The organism is Dietzia sp. oral taxon 368, assembly GCF_002999155.1.
Classification (GTDB): Bacteria; Actinomycetota; Actinomycetes; order Mycobacteriales; family Mycobacteriaceae; genus Dietzia; species Dietzia cinnamea.
This window is the reverse complement of the sequence record NZ_CP027238.1, coordinates 1008153-1024934: the sequence shown is the minus strand read 5'-3', so window position 1 is coordinate 1024934 and position 16782 is coordinate 1008153. Positions and strand designations below refer to the sequence as shown.

At 69.4% G+C, this 16782-nt stretch carries 18 protein-coding genes; 8 read left to right on the top strand and 10 right to left on the bottom strand.

All coding sequences use genetic code 11. From position 1 onward, the window contains the following. Positions 1-41 precede the first annotated feature (41 nt). From C3V38_RS04875 to C3V38_RS04865, 3 genes are all read right to left on the bottom strand, one after another. On the bottom strand, positions 42-818 hold the full coding sequence (locus tag C3V38_RS04875; RefSeq protein ID WP_007631533.1) for an SDR family NAD(P)-dependent oxidoreductase: 777 nt from the start codon (positions 816-818) through the stop codon (positions 42-44). A 50-nt stretch (positions 819-868) separates the two neighbouring features. Continuing rightward, positions 869-1297 carry a VOC family protein gene (locus C3V38_RS04870; RefSeq protein WP_061229276.1) on the bottom strand — a complete coding sequence of 143 codons (429 nt, stop codon included), beginning with the start codon at positions 1295-1297 and terminating at the stop codon, positions 869-871. A gap of 86 nt (positions 1298-1383) precedes the next feature. Next, on the bottom strand, positions 1384-1971 hold the full coding sequence (locus C3V38_RS04865) for a maleylpyruvate isomerase N-terminal domain-containing protein (RefSeq protein WP_061229275.1): 588 nt from the start codon (positions 1969-1971) through the stop codon (positions 1384-1386). A 134-nt stretch (positions 1972-2105) separates the two neighbouring features. Here C3V38_RS04865 and htpG point away from each other — a divergent pair, with 134 nt between their 5' ends. Next, entirely contained in the window at positions 2106-4139 is a 2034-nt protein-coding gene (gene htpG / locus C3V38_RS04860; RefSeq protein ID WP_061229274.1) for a molecular chaperone HtpG, read from the top strand. Positions 4140-4212: 73 nt separating this feature from the next. On the opposite strand, the gene C3V38_RS04855 is transcribed toward htpG, so the two are convergent. From C3V38_RS04855 to C3V38_RS04845, 3 genes are all read right to left on the bottom strand, one after another. Beyond that, entirely contained in the window at positions 4213-4884 is a 672-nt protein-coding gene (locus tag C3V38_RS04855) for a hypothetical protein (protein WP_061229273.1), read from the bottom strand. Between the two features lie 144 nt (positions 4885-5028). Continuing rightward, positions 5029-5568: an O-acetyl-ADP-ribose deacetylase gene (locus C3V38_RS04850; RefSeq protein ID WP_061229272.1), complete on the bottom strand. Its 540-nt coding sequence runs from the start codon at positions 5566-5568 to the stop codon at positions 5029-5031. Continuing rightward, entirely contained in the window at positions 5565-6356 is a 792-nt protein-coding gene (locus C3V38_RS04845; RefSeq protein ID WP_061229271.1) for a phosphatase PAP2 family protein, read from the bottom strand. The genes C3V38_RS04850 and C3V38_RS04845 overlap by 4 nt, the downstream gene beginning before the upstream one ends. A gap of 107 nt (positions 6357-6463) precedes the next feature. On the opposite strand from C3V38_RS04845, the gene aspA reads away from it, so the two are divergent. Beyond that, complete coding sequence (gene aspA, locus C3V38_RS04840; RefSeq protein ID WP_061229270.1) at positions 6464-7927, top strand: aspartate ammonia-lyase; 1464 nt, start codon at positions 6464-6466, stop codon at positions 7925-7927. A 48-nt stretch (positions 7928-7975) separates the two neighbouring features. Then, positions 7976-8752 carry an acetoacetate decarboxylase family protein gene (locus C3V38_RS04835; RefSeq protein ID WP_061229269.1) on the top strand — a complete coding sequence of 259 codons (777 nt, stop codon included), beginning with the start codon at positions 7976-7978 and terminating at the stop codon, positions 8750-8752. Between the two features lie 25 nt (positions 8753-8777). Here C3V38_RS04835 and C3V38_RS04830 read toward each other — a convergent pair whose 3' ends face one another. Next, positions 8778-10346 (bottom strand): SulP family inorganic anion transporter, encoded by a 1569-nt coding sequence (locus C3V38_RS04830; RefSeq protein WP_061229268.1) that lies wholly within the window; start codon positions 10344-10346, stop codon positions 8778-8780. A gap of 132 nt (positions 10347-10478) precedes the next feature. Between C3V38_RS04830 and C3V38_RS04825 the strand changes: the two genes are divergently transcribed. Then, positions 10479-10886, top strand: coding sequence for a MerR family transcriptional regulator (locus C3V38_RS04825; protein ID WP_061229267.1), 408 nt, complete (start codon positions 10479-10481; stop codon positions 10884-10886). Between the two features lie 27 nt (positions 10887-10913). Here the strand turns inward: C3V38_RS04825 and C3V38_RS04820 are convergent, their stop codons facing one another. Beyond that, positions 10914-12056, bottom strand: coding sequence for an IS630 family transposase (locus C3V38_RS04820; protein WP_061917901.1), 1143 nt, complete (start codon positions 12054-12056; stop codon positions 10914-10916). Between C3V38_RS04820 and C3V38_RS04815 the strand changes: the two genes are divergently transcribed. The 3 genes from C3V38_RS04815 (at position 12055) to C3V38_RS04805 (ending at position 15086) form a co-directional block, all read left to right on the top strand. Beyond that, complete coding sequence (locus C3V38_RS04815) at positions 12055-12519, top strand: hypothetical protein (protein ID WP_254425955.1); 465 nt, start codon at positions 12055-12057, stop codon at positions 12517-12519. The genes C3V38_RS04820 and C3V38_RS04815 overlap by 2 nt on opposite strands. Before the next feature lie 187 nt (positions 12520-12706). Next, entirely contained in the window at positions 12707-13312 is a 606-nt protein-coding gene (locus C3V38_RS04810; RefSeq protein ID WP_106385181.1) for a CAP domain-containing protein, read from the top strand. A 64-nt stretch (positions 13313-13376) separates the two neighbouring features. Beyond that, positions 13377-15086 carry a BCCT family transporter gene (locus tag C3V38_RS04805; protein WP_061229265.1) on the top strand — a complete coding sequence of 570 codons (1710 nt, stop codon included), beginning with the start codon at positions 13377-13379 and terminating at the stop codon, positions 15084-15086. A 32-nt stretch (positions 15087-15118) separates the two neighbouring features. On the opposite strand, the gene C3V38_RS04800 is transcribed toward C3V38_RS04805, so the two are convergent. Next, complete coding sequence (locus tag C3V38_RS04800) at positions 15119-15910, bottom strand: pirin family protein (RefSeq protein ID WP_061229264.1); 792 nt, start codon at positions 15908-15910, stop codon at positions 15119-15121. A gap of 461 nt (positions 15911-16371) precedes the next feature. Here C3V38_RS04800 and C3V38_RS18180 point away from each other — a divergent pair, with 461 nt between their 5' ends. After that, the gene (locus C3V38_RS18180) at positions 16372-16497 is read left to right on the top strand and encodes a hypothetical protein (RefSeq protein ID WP_256386791.1); all 126 of its coding nucleotides are present in this window, start codon (positions 16372-16374) and stop codon (positions 16495-16497) included. Here the strand turns inward: C3V38_RS18180 and C3V38_RS17935 are convergent. Then, a complete protein-coding gene (locus C3V38_RS17935; RefSeq protein ID WP_254426082.1) occupies positions 16494-16715 on the bottom strand; it encodes a hypothetical protein in 222 nt (73 codons plus the stop codon). The two genes, C3V38_RS18180 and C3V38_RS17935, sit on opposite strands and share 4 nt — an antisense overlap. Positions 16716-16782 lie beyond the last annotated feature (67 nt).

Genomic DNA, 16782 nt, shown 5'->3' with positions numbered 1-16782 from the left:
ATCCGGCGGGGCCCCTCTCGTCGTGTGCTGACCGGGTCAGATCACTTCGGTGGCATCCGGATGCCACCGTCGACGCGGATGGTCTCCGCGTTCATGTACGGGTTGGTGAGCAGCTCCATGACCATGGACGCCAGCTCGTCCCCGGAGCCGAGACGCTTGGGGTGAAGGACGCTCTCGCCGAGCTTGGCCTTGAACGCCTCCGACTCCGGACCCTCGCCGTAGATCGGGGTGTCGATGAGGCCCGGCGCCACGGTGTTGAGGCGGATGCCGGCGGCCGACAGGTCGCGGGCGACCGGGAGGGTCATGCCGACGATGCCGCCCTTGGACGCGGAGTACGCGGCCTGGCCTATCTGGCCGTCGAACGCCGCGACGGACGCCATGTTGACGATCGCGCCCCGCTGCCCGTCCTCGTCGGCCTCCTGGGTGCTCATCTTGGTGGCGGCCAGGCGCAGCATGTCGAACGAGCCGATGAGGTTGATGTCGATGACCTTGCGAAACGCGTTGAGATCGAAGGCCGACGAGTACTCGCCGTCGCGACCGATCGTGCGCTGTGCCCACCCGATGCCGGCGGAGTTGACGAGGTAGCGCAGCGGGCCCAGCTCGAGCGCGGCGGCGACGGCCTTCTCGTTGTCCTCGGTCTTGGTCACGTCCACGGCGACGAACGTGCCGCCGACCTCGTTCGCCAGGGCCTCACCCTTCTCCGCGTTGAGGTCGGCGACGACCACCTTGGCGCCCTTGGTGGCGAGTTGACGGACGACGGCGGCGCCGATTCCCGACGCACCGCCCGTGACGATGGCACTTGCTCCAGAGATCTCCATACGAGCACCGTAACAAGCACGGGCGATGGATACGGGTGTCTTCCTCCGGGTTACTCGCCGGTGCCGGGGACCACGACGTCCCAGCGGATGCCGAACCGGTCGTGGACCTGCCCGTACCGGTCACCCCACGGCGCGATCTCGAAGGGCATCGCCATCTGACCCCCGCTGCCGGTGACCTTGTCGAGGAAGGCACGGGCCTCGTCCTCGGTGTCGAAGCCGAGGAGGAAGGAGTAGACGTCATTTCTCAGCTGCGGCAGGGACTCGCCCATGGCGTCGCCGCCGGTGAGGGTGATCCCCGGCGCCTCGAGGGTGGCGTGGGCGACCGAGCCGTGCGGCGGGTCGAACGGGAAGTCGTCCGTGGACGGGAACTGGTCGTAGGTCATCAGGCTGAGCTCCCCGCCGAAGAGCTCGTGGTAGTACGGGAACGCCTCGGAGGCGTTGCCGGGGAAGGAGATGTACGGGGCGCAGGACATGGACATCTACCGCGGTCTCTCGTCGTGGGCGCCCGCCTGCCGGTGCCGCCCGGTAGCGATAACGCTAGACCTCCGGCGTGGTCGACGGCACGTTAAATCGAGTCGCCGTTGGTCCGGCGGCCGGACAGCGCGAGGAGCCGGGTGCGCGCATCGGCCCCGATCGGGACCGGAAACGCGTCGGCGAGCACGTCGAAGGACCGCATCAGCTCGACCACGTCCCGTGCGTGGGCGAGGGTCCACGCGGCGAGCTCCCCGGTGTCCTCCGACCCCCAGGAGGCGGGGTCGAGGTCGTGGGCGTGGACGAGCAGTTCGAACACGCGAAGCGCGAGGAGATCGCGGACGGGGATCTCGGCCAACCGGTGCGGGACGGGGGCGTCAGCGTCGCGAGACCGGGCGAGTTCCTTACGCAGGCCGGCCGAGGTCCGGTACAGCGCGGGGACCGGCTTGTCGCCGGCGTGGTCGGCGGTCCGGGTCCAGCCGATCTCCGACTCCGGTAGCCGCGGGAAGTAGGCGGCGTACCGCAGCCCGCCGCCCAGGACGTGGTTGGCGAGGTCGCGCCGGGACCAGCCGGGGCAGGACTCGCAGTCGCCGTCGAGCGGCGAGGCGAGTGCGCGGGCGAACACCTTCGTCGACCGGTCGAGGACGTCGAGGTCCTCGCGGGGCAGTGGCGACGGGGTCACGGGCGGCACCTCATCTCGGGGAATGTCAGAGCTCCACACTAGGTTGGTCCTGACGGCGAGAACAGAGTGCCTGCGATGAGCGCGCCCGCTTCTCGCCCCCGTGCGACGTGACAGAGAAAGGACCGACACCCGACATGAGCCCGCAGACCTCCGGTGCCGCCGAGACCCGGGAGTTCCAGGCCGAGACCCGGCAGCTGCTGGATCTGATGATCCACTCGATCTACTCGAATCCGGACACCTTCCTTCGCGAGGTCATCTCCAACTCCTCGGACGCGCTGGACAAGCTACGCCTGGCCGCGCTGCAGGACTCCTCGCTCGGGGTCGACACCTCGGACCTGCACATCGAGTTGGTCCCGGACGCGGCGGCCCGCACGCTGACCATCCGGGACAACGGCATCGGCATGTCCCGCGACGAGGTGGTGGACCTGATCGGCACGCTCGCCAAGTCGGGCACCGGGCAGATGCGGGAGGCGCTCGCCGCCGCCCGCGCCGCGCAGGAGTCGGGCGAGGTATCGGAGCAGGCCACCGCGGACCTCATCGGCCAGTTCGGCATCGGCTTCTACTCCACGTTCATGGTGGCCGACACGGTCACGCTCATCACCCGTAAGGCCGGGGAGAGCGTTGGTACGCGCTGGACGTCGAGCGGTGAGGACACCTACACGATCGAGGAGGCCCCGGACGCCCCGCAGGGCACGTCGGTCATCCTGCAGCTCAAGCCCGCCGGCGGGGACGCGGCCCTGCCGGACTACACCGAGGAACACACGCTGCGCCGCGTGGTGCGCACCTACTCGGACTTCATCGCCTGGCCCATCCGGATGGACGTCGAGCGCCCGGCGCCGGAGCCGGAGGAGGGCGCGGCCGACGGGGAGTCCGGCGACGCCCCGGCCGGCGGCACGATCACCGAGACCGTCACCCTGAACTCGCAGAAGGCGCTGTGGACCCGGCCGAAGTCGGAGGTCACCGACGAGGAGTACGCCGAGTTCTACCGCCACATCTCGCACGCGTGGGACGAGCCGCTGGAGACCATCACCCTCAAGGCCGAGGGCACGTTCGAGTACCAGGCGCTGCTGTTCCTGCCCACGCAGGTGCCGTTCGACCTGTTCTCCCCGGACACCAAGCGGGGCGTGCAGCTCTACGTCCGCCGGGTCTTCATCATGGACGACTGCGAGGAGCTGGTCCCGCCGTTCCTCCGCTTCGTCAAGGGCATCGTCGACGCCCAGGACCTGTCGCTCAACGTCTCGCGCGAGATCCTGCAGCAGGACCGTCAGATCCGGGCGATCCGCAAGCGTCTGGTCAAGCGGGTGCTGCAGACCATCGAGCAGCTCCGCAACGACCGGCCGGAGGAGTTCCGCAGCTTCTGGGCCAACTTCGGCGCGGTCCTCAAGGAGGGCCTGATCTCCGATGTCGACGCCCGCGAGCAGCTGCTCGCCGTGAGCACCTTCGCGTCCACCCGGCCCGCCACCGCGTCGGAGAAGGCGCCGGAGGGCGAGGGCGAGAAGACCGGGGACGACGACGAGGTTGGCACCACCATCGCCGAGTACATCTCCCGTATGGCGGACGGGCAGGAGGAGATCTACTACCTCACCGGCACGTCCCGCGCGGCGGTGGAGAACTCCCCGCACCTGGAGGCGTTCCGTGCCCGTGGCGTCGAGGTCCTCATCCTCACCGACCCGGTGGACGAGGTGTGGGTGGACGCGGTCGGCGAGGTCGACGGCAAGCGGCTGCGGTCTGTGGCCAAGGGCGACGTGGACCTGTCCGGCATCGGCGCGGAGGCCGAGCAGGGCAAGGACGAGCCCGACGCCGCCGAGTACGCCGACCTGCTCACCTGGCTGGGCGAGGAGCTGTCCGACGAGGTCAAGCAGGTGCGCCTGTCGCATCGCCTCACCGAGTCGGCGGCGTGCATGGTCGGTGACGAGTTCGACATGACCCCGCAGCTGGAGGCCATGTACCGCGCCTCGGGTATGGAACTGCCCGTCAGCAAGCGGATCCTCGAGCTCAACCCCACGCACCCGCTGGTCGAGCGCCTGCGCGCCCGGCACGCCGAGGATCCCTCGGCGCCCGAGCTCAAGGACACCGCGCGGCTCATCGCCGGTGCCGCCGTCCTCGCCGAGGGCGGCACGCTGTCCGACCCGGCCGCGTTCGCCAAGCTGCTGGTCGACCGCATCTGACGGGCCGGTCCCGACCATCGACTACGCCGCCCCGCGGGACCCCGACCGGGTCACCGCGGGGCGGCGGCGTATCTCAGGGCTGGTGCGCGGCCGCGGCGGACGCGGGTGACCCGGCCCGGCCGCCGGCGAGGTGGCCGCAGGCCAGGCCGATCGCCGCGCCCGCGGCCGTCTCGATCGGCGTGTGGTGACTGATCCGCACGCGCGCCCACGCCACCGGCGGCACCAGCACCAGCAGTCGCCAGTAGCGGGGCGAGAGCTCGCGGGCGAGCACCGCGATCACCCCGCTCAGCACCGCCGTGTGGAACGACACCTTCACCTTGAGGGTCGCGGACCCGGCGACGCCCAACGCCACGAGCGCGGCCCGCGTCATGCGGCGCAGCTCGTCCGGCGCTCCGCGGCGCTGCTGGGCCGCCAACAGGGTCGCGACCGATACCGCGATCCCGGCGATCACCAGCGGCCGGTCCTCCCGACGGGTGACGTGGTGATCCGACAGCGCCTTGCGCCGGACCCGCCACGTGATCGCCGCCTGCGGCACCACACCCAACCCGGCCGCCGCCGCCACGCCCCACCGGGTCGACCCCACCTGCCGGCCCAGGTGGACAGAGCCGATCGTGAGTACGACCCACGGTGCGAAGACCTCTGTCAGCAGAGCTGCCGGGGCCAGGCCCGGACCGAAAGCCACCGCCGCCCCCGCCGCATCCGGTGCGCCCTCCGCGATCCGCGTGTCGCCCGCATCAGCCACCATCCACCCCCCCGAATCCGCTACTCCGTCTCGGCATCCGCTACTGCTACAGGGGTAGCGAACCCGGAGGGAGAGTAGCGGATTCCGGCTGGCGGTGACTGGAGCTGGCTGGAGGTGGCCGGATCGGGCGGGCGCGGCGGGGAGAGTTCAGTCGCCGAGGATGTCGGCGCGGCATTCCTCGGCCAGGCGCAGGGTCGCCGCGTCGAACAGCACCAGGGTCGCGGTCCCGACCCCGGTGTCGGTGGCGGCCAGCGTGGCCAGCGCGGTGCGGATCGCGTCCTCGCGCGGCCAGCCGTAGGCCCCCGCGGAGATCAGTGGGAACGCCACCGTTCGTGCGCCGAGCTCGTCGGCCACCGCCAGCGAGTTCCGGTAGCAGTCGGCGAGCAGCCGGGCACCGTCCGGATCGCGGCCGTGGATCGGGCCGACCGTGTGGATCACCCAGCGCGCGGGCAGATCACCGGCGCCGGTCGCGACGGCCCGGCCGGTCGGCAATCCGTCGGGCAACCGGCCGGACCTCAGCTCGCGACACTCCGCCAGGATGGTCGGCCCGCCCGCGCGGTGGATGGCCCCGTCCACCCCGCCGCCCCCGAGAAGTGAACTGTTGGCCGCGTTGACCACCGCGTCCACGTCCATGCGTGTGATGTCGCCGTGGCTCAGCTCTATCCGAGCGCGCCTCGTCGTCGTCATACCGTCTCCCTCCGGCGGATCATCGGCGTCGGCGCGTGATCGAGGCGGTCCATCAGCCACATGATGGTCGCCACCTCACCCACCCACGCCAGACTCACACACCAGCCCGCCAGGATGTCGCTGGGGAAGTGCACCCCCAGATACATCCGGGTGCCGCCGATGGTCGGCACGTACACCGCCGACCCGGCGATCACCGCGACCCGCCACCGCGTCGGCCACGCCAGGACGCACGTGCACGCCGCCAGCGCGGCGCTGGCCATGGCGTGACCGCTGGGGAACGAGAAGCTCTTCTCCTGCACGATGTGCGTGAAGAACGTCGGCCGGTCGCGGCGGTACAGCGCCTTGAGCACCGAGTTGATGATCGTCGACCCCACCAGCGACACCGTGAGCAACGCGGCCGGGCGGCGGCTGCCCCGCACCGACACCAGGTAGGCCGACGTCGCCAATGCGAACAACGGCACCGCCGTGACACCGCCGAGCTCGGTCACCGCCCGGGCGATCCGCGTGTTGCGGGGCGAGTGCCTGCGCTGCAGCCACATCATCACCGGCTGGTCGAAGGGCAGCTTGGCACCGCTGCGGATGCGCTCGGCGAGCTCGACGAAGCCGATCACCGGCGTCGCGAACCCCACGAACGCCACCCCGAAGATCGCCCACGTCCCGCGGGGCAGCGGCACCTCCTGCCGGTCGACGATGCTGCCGAGCAGTCCGTCCGACGGATGCAGGCGGCGAAACACGTCCCGCGCCGAGGACAGGGCCCGGGCGCCACGGGTGGTCGTCGTGCGCGACATACCCCCCAGACTAGGCAATCCCGCGGTGTCCCCGCCCGCGGATCGCGACGAGGCCCGGTGCCCCACGATTAAGGTGGGCCGGAGTCGACCCGAGAGGCGGAGGACGAATGACCCGAACCCGTGTGGAAGAAGACCTGCTCGGCACCAAGGAGGTCCCGGCGGACGCGTACTACGGCATCCACACGGTCCGGGCTGTCGAGAACTTTCCCATTGCACCCACCACCATCAGCGACGTCCCCGACTTCGTGCGTGGCATGGTCATGGTGAAGAAGGCCGCCGCCCTGGCCAACCTGGAGATGGGCGTCCTTGACCAGACGGTGGCGGACGCGATCGTCGGGGCGTGCGACGAGATCCTGGTGGACGGACGCTGCATGGACCAGTTCCCCTCCTGCGTCTACCAGGGCGGCGCCGGCACCTCGGTCAACATGAACACCAACGAGGTGGTGGCCAACCTCGCGCTCGAACGGCTCGGGCATCCCAAGGGCTCCTACGACATCATCAGCCCCAACGACGACGTCAACAGGTCCCAGTCCACCAACGATGCCTATCCCACCGGGTTCCGCATCGCCCTGTGGCACGCGCTCGAGCGGCTCGAACCGGCGCTCGTCGCGCTGCGGGAGGCCTGCTACGACAAGTCCGAGGAATTCCGCGAGGTCCTCAAGATGGGCCGCACCCAGCTCCAGGACGCCGTGCCCATGTCCCTGGGCCAGGAGTTCGGCGGCTTCGCCGTGAACCTCGACGAGGAACTCCACGTGCTCGGCTCCGCCGCCCGCATGCTGCTCGACGTCAACCTCGGCGCCACCGCGATCGGCACCGGCGTCAACACCCCGCCCGACTACCGCCGCGCGGTCATCAACCACCTGCGCGCCGTCACCGGCCTCCCGGTCACCGGCGCGATGAACCTCATCGAGGCGACGAGCGATACCGGCGACTACGTCAACGTCCACGCCGCCCTCAAGCGGACCGCGGTCAAGCTGTCGAAGATCTGCAACGACCTGCGGCTGCTGTCCTCCGGGCCGCGCGCCGGCCTCAACGAGATCAACCTGCCCGAACTGCAGGCGGGGTCGTCGATCATGCCAGCCAAGGTCAACCCCGTGATCCCCGAGGTCGTCAACCAGGTGTGCTTCAAGGTGATCGGCAACGACATGACCGTCACCATGGCAGCCGAGGCCGGGCAGCTCCAGCTCAACGTCATGGAGCCGGTGATCGCCCAGGCGATGTTCGAGTCCATCTCCCTGCTCACCAAGGCCATGGAGACGCTCACCGAGAAGTGCGTCCGCGGGATCACCGCCAACGCCGAGATCTGCCGAGCCAACGTGATGAACTCGATCGGGATCGTCACCTACCTCAACCCCATCATCGGCCACCACAACGGCGACATCGTGGGGCGCGAGTGCGCTCGCTCCGGCCGCGGGGTGCGCGAGGTCGTACTGGAGATGGGCCTGCTGTCCGCGGAGGAACTCGACGACATCCTGTCCCCGGCCAACCTCCTGCGCCCGCAGTACAAGGGACGCTCGGTCAAGAACGTCGTGGCACAGCCGGGGCAGGACACGACCGGGCCGACGGGCTGAGGTCGCAAGGGGGCTGATTCCGGGCGCGGGGACCGCTACCGTCGGCCCATGACCTCTCCCACATCGCGCGTCGTCGCCGGACGCGAGATCACCTTCCCGGTTCCCGTCGTGTCCGCCTCGGTCTCGGGCGCGGCCTTCCTCGCGCGGTCCGCCGTCGTGCGCAGGCTCATCGCCGGCGGGCGGCAGTCCGCCGTGATCGAGGCCGCGGGCGCCGAGCCCGTCTCGCTGCCCGGCGGGCGCACCCCGGCGATCATGATCCATGTCCGCTACCACGACGTGCCGGGCAACGTCCTGGGCGCTTATCACGAGATCGGCCTGGCGTTCCAGCTCACCGTGCCCGGCGCGGGGACGCTGGTGCACATCCACGAGCTGCCGGTCGACCAGGACTTCACCCTGGCGGCGGGCAACGAGCTGTGGGGCTTCCCCAAGTGGAAGGGCGACATGGTCGGCACGGCCGGAGGCGCCCTCGACGACGCGCGTCTGGGCGCCGTGGGCTCGGCCGGAGCGGGAGGCGTCGACCTCCGGCTCGACACGCGCGTGGGCCTGCCGATCCCCGGCCGTCAGTCGCTCGCCATGAACTGCGTGCAGGTCCTCGACGGTGCGCCCGTCCTCGTCCGGGCCCAGGCCACGGCGACCGGCGGGCGGATGCGGCCGCTCAGCGGGGCCCGCGTGACGATCGCGCCCGGAGCCGACGACGCCGGCGGCGACGTGGCCCGGTTCGTCGAGGCCGTCCGCGAGCTGGGACTGGACCGGGCCCGCGCGCTCGGCACGTTCTCCTACGAGAAGTTCGAGGCCGAGTTCCAGGCGCCGGCGCCGATCGGCTGAGGGGCCCGGCGCCCGGCGCTGTCCCTCAGTGCCCTTCGCCGAGATTGCCGGACAGCCTCTCCAGTCGCTGCCGACTGGAGCCGTCCAGCCCGATGATCTCCACGGTCTTGCCCTTGGCCGCGTACTTGTGGGTGATCGCGTCCAGGGTCGCGACGGTGGAGGCGTCCCAGATGTCGGCCTCGGTCAGGTCGATCACGACGTGCCGGGGGTCGCCCGAGTAGTCGAACTGGTACACGAGGTCGTTGCTGGACGCCCAGAACAGCTCGCCGCGCACCCGGTATGTGCGGACGTCGATGGTGCCGTCGTCGTCGACGTCGCGCTCGGAGATCTTTTCGAGGGTCGTCATGTGGGCCACGCGCCGGGCGAACATCACCATCGCGGTGAGGACACCGAGAACGACGCCGATGGCGAGGTTCTCGGTGATTACCGTGGCGACCACGGTGACGACCATGACGACCGTCTCGCTCAGCGGCATCAGGCGCAGGGTGCGCGGGTGGATCGAATGCCAGTCCAGGGTGGCCACCGACACCATGATCATCACGGCGACGAGGGCGGCCATGGGGATGAGCCCGACGATGTCGCCCAGCGCCACCACGAGGATGAGCAGGAAGACGCCTGCCAGGAGTGTCGACAGCCGGGTGCGGGCGCCGGACTGCTTGACGTTGATCATCGTCTGGCCGATCATCGCGCAGCCGCCCATGCCGCCGAAGAACCCGGTGACGAGATTCGCGACGCCCTGGCCCCAGCCCTCTCGGGTCTTGTCGGTGCGCACCTCGGTGATGTCGTCGACCAGCTTGGCCGTCATGAGGGATTCCATGAGGCCGACGAGGGCGGTGGCCAGGGCGTAGGGGGCGATGATCTGTAGCGTCTCGAGTGTCCACGGGATGTCGGGGAAGAACAGCGCGGGCAGGGATGAGGGAAGCTCGCCCTGGTCCCCGACGTTCGGCATCGACCATCCGAAGAGCAGGACGACGGCGGTGATCGCGATGATGGCGATCAGCGGGGCCGGCACCGCGGTGGTCAACCGCGGGAAGAACACCATGATCGCGATACCGGCCGCGACCATCGGGTAGACAAGCCACGGAACGCCCAGCAGATGGGGGATCTGGGCGGCGAAGATCAGGATCGCGAGCGCGTTGACGAAACCGATCATCACGCTGCGAGGGATGAAGCGCATGAGCTTGCCCACCCCGATCAGGCTGAGTACCACCTGGATGAACCCGGCGAGGAGCACGGTGGCCACGAGGTAGTCCATCCCGTGGTCGCGGGCGACCGGGGCCACGACGAGGGCGATCGCGCCGGTCGCCGCCGAGATCATCGCGGGGCGCCCGCCGGTGAAGGCGATCGTCACGGCCATGGTGAACGAGGCGAACAGCCCGACGCGAGGATCGACGCCGGCGAGGATCGAGAAGGAGATCGCCTCGGGGATCAGTGCGAGGGCGACGACCAGGCCGGCCAGGACCTCGGTCCGCAACCGCCGCACGGACGAGAAGGCGTACCGGAACGAGGCCAGGACGCCGACCGGCGCCAGACCGTCATCGTCGCCGGCAGGCGCCGGGGAGGGCGCCCCAGGAGTGGTGGCGGGAGCCGACATGGGGATTGTCCTCACCGAGCAGGGGCATGACACACTCTCCCGTAGCGGGAGATTCTGAAGCTACCGTAACGGTAGGTTTGATGATGCGGCGAATCTCCGGCGACCGCTGTGAGCAAGCCCACAAGGAGGATCATGTCGGAGGACGCGGTGCGGAAGATCGGCGAGGTCGCCGAGGCCACCGGTCTGTCGATCCGGACTCTGCGTCACTACGACGAGCTCGGCCTGGTCGTCCCCTCCGGTCACACCGCGGGCGGGTTCCGGCTCTACACCGATGACGACGTCGAACGGCTCCTGCTGGTGCGTCGGATGAAGCCCCTCGGCTTCTCCCTGGAGCGCATGAAGCAGTTCCTGCAGGCCACGGACGTGCTCGCCGCGGGCCGGCGCCCGCAGGCGGGGGGGTCGGGGTCGGAGGAGAGGCGCGCGGCGCGGGCGACCGTCGAGGAGATTCACGGCGAGGCGGAGGCGCGCTACCGCGATCTGCAGAAGCATCTCGACTACGGGGCCGAGTTCCTCCAGCTGGTCCGCGAGAGGCTCGACTAGTGGGCATCTCCGTTAGTTCGTCGGGGGTCATGCTGCGCGGAGGGTGCCGTCGTTGTTGAGGCGGTCGAGGTGGCGGTTGAGGTCGTCGCGGGTGTACTTCCAGCCGAACGGTTCGGCGCTTCGGTTGTAGCGATCCTGGAACGCGAGGATGCGTGCGGCGAGATCGTCGAGGTCTGCGAAGTCGCCGGTGGCGATGGCTTTGCGCTGCAGGATCGAGAAGTAGATTTCGACCTGGTTGAGCCACGAGGCGTGCACCGGAAGGTGCACCAGGACCGCGTTGGGAAACGCATGACGCATCCGGTCTTTCGAGGCCTGACCTGCGTGGGATGAGCCGTTGTCGACGACCCAGAACACTCGCTTCGCGGATGCGTATGGCTCTTGGGTCATCACCTGCTCGACCAGTTCGGTGAACGGGGCGATCCCTGTCTTGGGTGCGGTCATCCCCATCACGCGGGCCTGGTGGACGTCGTAGGCGGCGAAGTAGGCCAACGTCCCACCGCGGCGGTACTCGAACTCCACGCGCCGCGGCTGACCGGGCCTGGCGGGAGTCTCGGCGTGACGGCGTTTGAGGGCTTGGAGCTGTGATTTTTCGTCCGCACTGATGACGTACTCATCGTCGCCGAGAGCAACGCCGTTCCAGCGCCGGTGGTACAGGTCCAGCACCCGGGCGGCCTTGACGGCGAAGTCGGGGTCGCGGGGAAAAATCCACGACCGGTGCTGCCACGGCTTGATCGCATCTGCGGCCAGCCAGCGCCCGATCGTCGCCGACGCCACGGGGCGCACCAGCCCTGTGGCCACGGCGTGGGCTCTCAACTCGGCGGCCGACCATCTGGTCAGTGGCAGACCGTGGTCAGCCGGGCGCGTACACGCCAACGCTTTGACCTGGGCGACCTCGACGGGGGTGAACACTCGCGGTCGTCCCGAGCGGGGCCGATCTTTGAGACCCTCCAGGCGCTCGGTGCAGAACCGATGCCGCCACTGGCGCACCGTGTCTTCGCACACCCCGACCTCGCGGGCGATCGCAGCGTTGGCATCACCGGCAGCGGCCGCCAGGACGATCCGGGCTCGCAGTACATCGCGGTGCGCACAACGAGCAGCGTGCGCGCGGCGGGTCAGCACGTCGCGTTCTTTGCCGGACAGGATGACGATAACGGCGCTGGTGGGAGGCATGTTCATTTCTGACGCACCCAGCGGCGCCCGCCAAGCCGCCACGCCGGAACAAGCCGAAAGTCGAGGGCGAGAAACGGCGGCGGCGATGATGGAGACCATGGCCAAGATCCCCGACTCGACACAGACCTCACTGCGACAGAAACTCCTGGCCCGCGCTGCCGAACGGTGGCCCCAGATCCAGGCCCTGCACACCCGCTACCGGGCCGGATTCGCCTACATCGATGCCACCTTGACCGACGGGGACGAAGTCAAGCTCTGCCGACTGCGCTACGCCGGATCAGCCAGCCAGTGGGGTTTTGCGATCTACCGCGCCAGCCACGACGACTACCAGCAAGCCGCCCTGCCAAACGGATGGCCCTCAGGCACTCCCGCAGAAGCCCTCGACACCGCCTGCGGCCTCTATCTCGGCGACCCCACCGCCTGGATCACCGACCCCCGACGAACTAACGGAGATGCCCACTAGCCGCTCCCGGGACCCACTCGGCGCGGCCGCCGAAGTTGGCCGCCCGTCCGGACGGAGTAACCACTCTCGCCACACAAGCAACACTGATAATCACTGGTCACAGCGGTAACGCGGTGCCGAGTCCGGTTCGTTACCTGATCGATCAAACGGTTCGCGTCAGGCGCACCGAAACGGCATTATCACCATCATGCGCACAAGGCTCACCGCGTCACTCGCGACGATCGCCGTCACCGCCGCCACCCTCGTGGGCGGCGGGGCGGCCACGGCTTCCGCCCAGACCCTGCCTTCCTTCATCCCCCAGCACCTGATCCCGGCGCACCTCGCGCCGCAGGTGGAGGGGATCGTCTCGCAGGTGCGCGCCGCCCTGCCGCCGGAGGCGTGGGCGGCGGTCGGTTCCAGCGAGATGGCGTACGGGGATGTCGCCGCCTTCGGGGTCACCGGGGGGTTGCGCGAGGGGATCATTCGCGAGATCGACGCCTACCGCATCGCCCACGGCCGCGGAGCCCTTGCGCCCAACGCCGACCTTGACCGCGAGGCCCAGGCGTGGGCGGATCGCCTCGCCGCCCGGGATGAGGTGATTCACAACACAGCATTGATCAACCGGGGTCACGGGGAGAACATTGTCGCCGCGGGCACCCATTGTGGGGCGATCTGCCTGGTCGACCTGTGGAAGAACTCGCCCGGCCACAACGAGAATCTCCTCGACCCGGGCTACCGCTCGGCGGGCATGGGCATCGCCTACTCCGGCAACGGCAAAGTTTTCGTGGTACACAACTTCGCATCTGACCTATGAACTCTGACTGAGCTACTCGATCCGGCAGCGGTGCTCTGAGGGGGCCGAGACGACGGGAGAGATCATGTCCGAACGGATACTGCGAGCACTGAGGCTCAAGACCGATCCGGGGGTGTTCTTCTCGACTGTCGGGGTGATCCTCGCCTTCGTCGTCATCACTTTCTTCGCCGGCGAGTGGGTGGGCGAGGTCTTCGGCACCGCGTCGGGTTGGATCATGACCAACCTCGGGTGGTTCTACGTATTCGGGGTCACGTCGTTCCTGGCCTTTCTCATCTGGATAGCCATCAGCCGGTTCGGACACGTCCGTCTGGGCGGCGACGACGAGGACCCGGAGCACTCCACCGCGGCGTGGTTCGGCATGCTCTTCGCCGCGGGCATCGGCACGATCCTCATGTTCTGGGGCGTCGCGGAGCCCATCTCTCATTTCGCCACGCCGCCGCGGGGGAACGTGGAACCGGGCAGCACGGACGCCGCGCAGGAGGCGATGGCGTTCACGCTGTACCACTTCGGTCTGCACACGTGGACGATCTTCGCCCTGCCGGCCCTCGCGTTCGCCTACTTCATCTACAAGCGCAAGATGCCGCCGCGCGTCAGCTCGATCTTCGCCCCGATCCTCGGGGACAAGGTCTTCGGTCCCATCGGCAAGACAATCGACGTCGTGGCGCTCGTGGGTACCGTCTTCGGCGTGGCCACCTCGGTCGGCCTCGGTACCCTGCAGATCAACGCGGGCCTGGCGGAACTCTTCGGCATCGCGATGTCGCCGGTCGTCCAGGTGCTCATCATCGCGGTCGTCACGTCCGTGGCCTGCATCTCCGTGGCCCTGGGGCTGGAGAAGGGCATCAAGCGGCTGTCCAACCTCAACATCGCCATGGCGATCGCCCTGCTGCTGTTCATCCTCGTCACGGGCCCGACCCTGTTCCTGCTCAAGGGCACGGTCGAGTCGCTGGGCGTCTATCTCGCCACGCTGCCGGAGCTGGCCCTGTGGAACAACGTCTTCCCCGCCAGTGACGACCTGGAATCGTGGCAGAACACGTGGACCGTCTTCTACTGGGCGTGGACCATTACGTGGTCGCCGTTCGTGGGCATCTTCATCGCCCGGATCAGCCGCGGCCGCACCATCCGTCAGTTCGTCTTCGGCGTCCTCGGCCTGCCGGTGGGCTTCTCGGTCCTGTGGTTCGGGATCTTCGGTATGGCCTCGTTCCATGTCGAGTTGTTCGGCTCGGGCGGGCTGACCGAGGCGGTGGTCGACGAGGGTGACATCCCGGGTGCGCTCTTCGCGTTCCTGTCGAACTACCCGCTCGCGACGTTCCTGTCCGGTCTCGCGGTCGTCCTCGTCGTCATCTTCTTCACCACGTCCGTGGATTCCGCGGCGATGGTCGTGGACATGATCGCGTCCGGGAAGGACGACGACGTCCAGGTCTCGCCCACCCATCAGCGCGTGATCTGGGGCGTGCTCATGGGCGCGGTCGGTGCCACGATCCTGGCGGGTACCGGCGAGGGCGGTCTGACCGCCCTTCAGGAGGTCATCACGGTCGTCGGTCTGCCGTTCTTCGTGGTGGGCTTCGTGATGATGTACAGCCTCGTGCGGGGTATCAGCAACGATCTCGGCGAGCGGCCGCCCACGGTGACCCGCCAGTGGCGCCGTGCGTACTCGCCGGAGGCGCTCGAGCGGAACGAGCACTCGCCGTCGCCCGAACCTGTCCACCCGCTGCATCACATCCCGGACTCCGAGCAGGATGACGGGGCGCCGTCGGCCGCCACCGAGGAGGGCTAGGCCAGCGGGAAGGGCTCGGCCAGCGGGGAGGGCTAGTGTCCGCGCACGTCGAGCATGGTCATGCCCGCGTGCATCTCCCAGACGAGGATCTCGGCGCCCTGCGCGCCGGCGGTGACGCGTCGCCCGCCCGTGGCGGTGAGGCGCGCGGCGTCGCCGGTGTCCAGGGCGCCCTCGCCTTCCAGGGTGACCGACCCGAGTGGGACGTAGAGGTGGAGGAAGGGCGCGTCGGGGAGCTCGACGGTGCGTCCGGGTGTGAGCCGGGCGGCGTGGAGCGCGGACGTGCGGTTGCGGATCCGGATGGCGGCGCGGTCCTCGTGGGTGGGTAGGCCCCCGGCGACGACGACGAGGTGGTTCTCGAGCTCGCGCGGATCGATCTCCATTTGTTCGTAGCCGGGTTGCTCACCGGTCGTGTCCGGCACGACCCACATCTGGACGAGGTGGACCGGTTCGGCGGGGGTGTCGGCACGGAGCGAGCCGTCGCGCCAGCCGTCGTTGCGTTCGGAGTGCAGGATCCCCGAGCCCGCGCTCATCCGCTGGGCGAGCCCCGGGTAGATGACGCCGCTGTGGCCCTCTGAGTCCTGGTGGACCAGCGAGCCGGACAGGACCCACGTGACGATCTCCATGTCGCGGTGCCCGTGGGTGTCGAAGCCGGTGCCGGGCGCGATGTGGTCGTCGTTGTTGACCAGCAGTCGCCCGAAGTGCGTGTTCATCGGGTCCTGGTAGCGGCCGAAGGAGAACGAGTGCTGCGAGTCCAGCCAGCCGCCCCGGTCGCGGGACCGCGCACGGGAGCGGTGGATCTCGACGCCGGGGACGAGCGCGGGCACGGTGACCTCCTCGGGACATGGCGGGCCCTGTGCGAGCGCCGCCGGCTCCGGTGACGCATCAACTATAGCGGCGGGGTGGCCGCGCCGCGCCGGGGATGGCCCGCGCCGCATCGGGGTCGCCCGCACCCGCACCGGGGCCGGGGGTCGCCCGCACCGGGGTCGCCCGCACCCGCACCGGGGTCGCCCGCACCCCCGGGCCGGGGGTCGCCCCGATCTGCGCCGAGTGGTCACAAGCGCAGGGCCGACGGGGTCGCGACCGGCGCAAACGTGATCGGATTCGACCGTTCGGCGCTACCCCGCCGGCTGACGGGCGGGATCCGGTGGCATCCGAGTAGGGGGATGGTTAGCGTTCGGAGTCGCACATCAGAACGGGCGTCCAGGTTTCTGGGTGGAAGTACCCGCGGGCGACCATGCTCGCAGGTACCGTGACAGGAGTCACATTTATCGACGGAGGGTAGAGGATGTTGCAGAACGCGCTGATCGCCACGGTTCGAGTGAGTGTGGCCACCTACGCCGGGGTGACGCAGCTCCTCGTGGACAACACGCTCGGCCGCGTACTCGACACGAACCCGGACAAGGTCCGCTAGGCGCCGGTCGACCCCTGAGGTGCGCCCGTTTCGGCCTCCGGGGTGGCATCACGGACCTCGCCGACGAGTCGGGCGAGCACGTCCTCCAGAACCACGAGACCCGACGGGCCGGCTGCGGAGGTGTCGTCCGCGGCGTCATCGCGGTCGACGCCCCCCAGGTGGGCCCGGGCCCGCTGCATGGTGGCCAGCACGTCGTCCAGTGGCGTGTCGGGCGACACCGAGCCGAGCCGGCGGATCCGCTCGGGGCGCAACGGGCGGGACGGGTCGTCGGCCAGGACGTCCTTG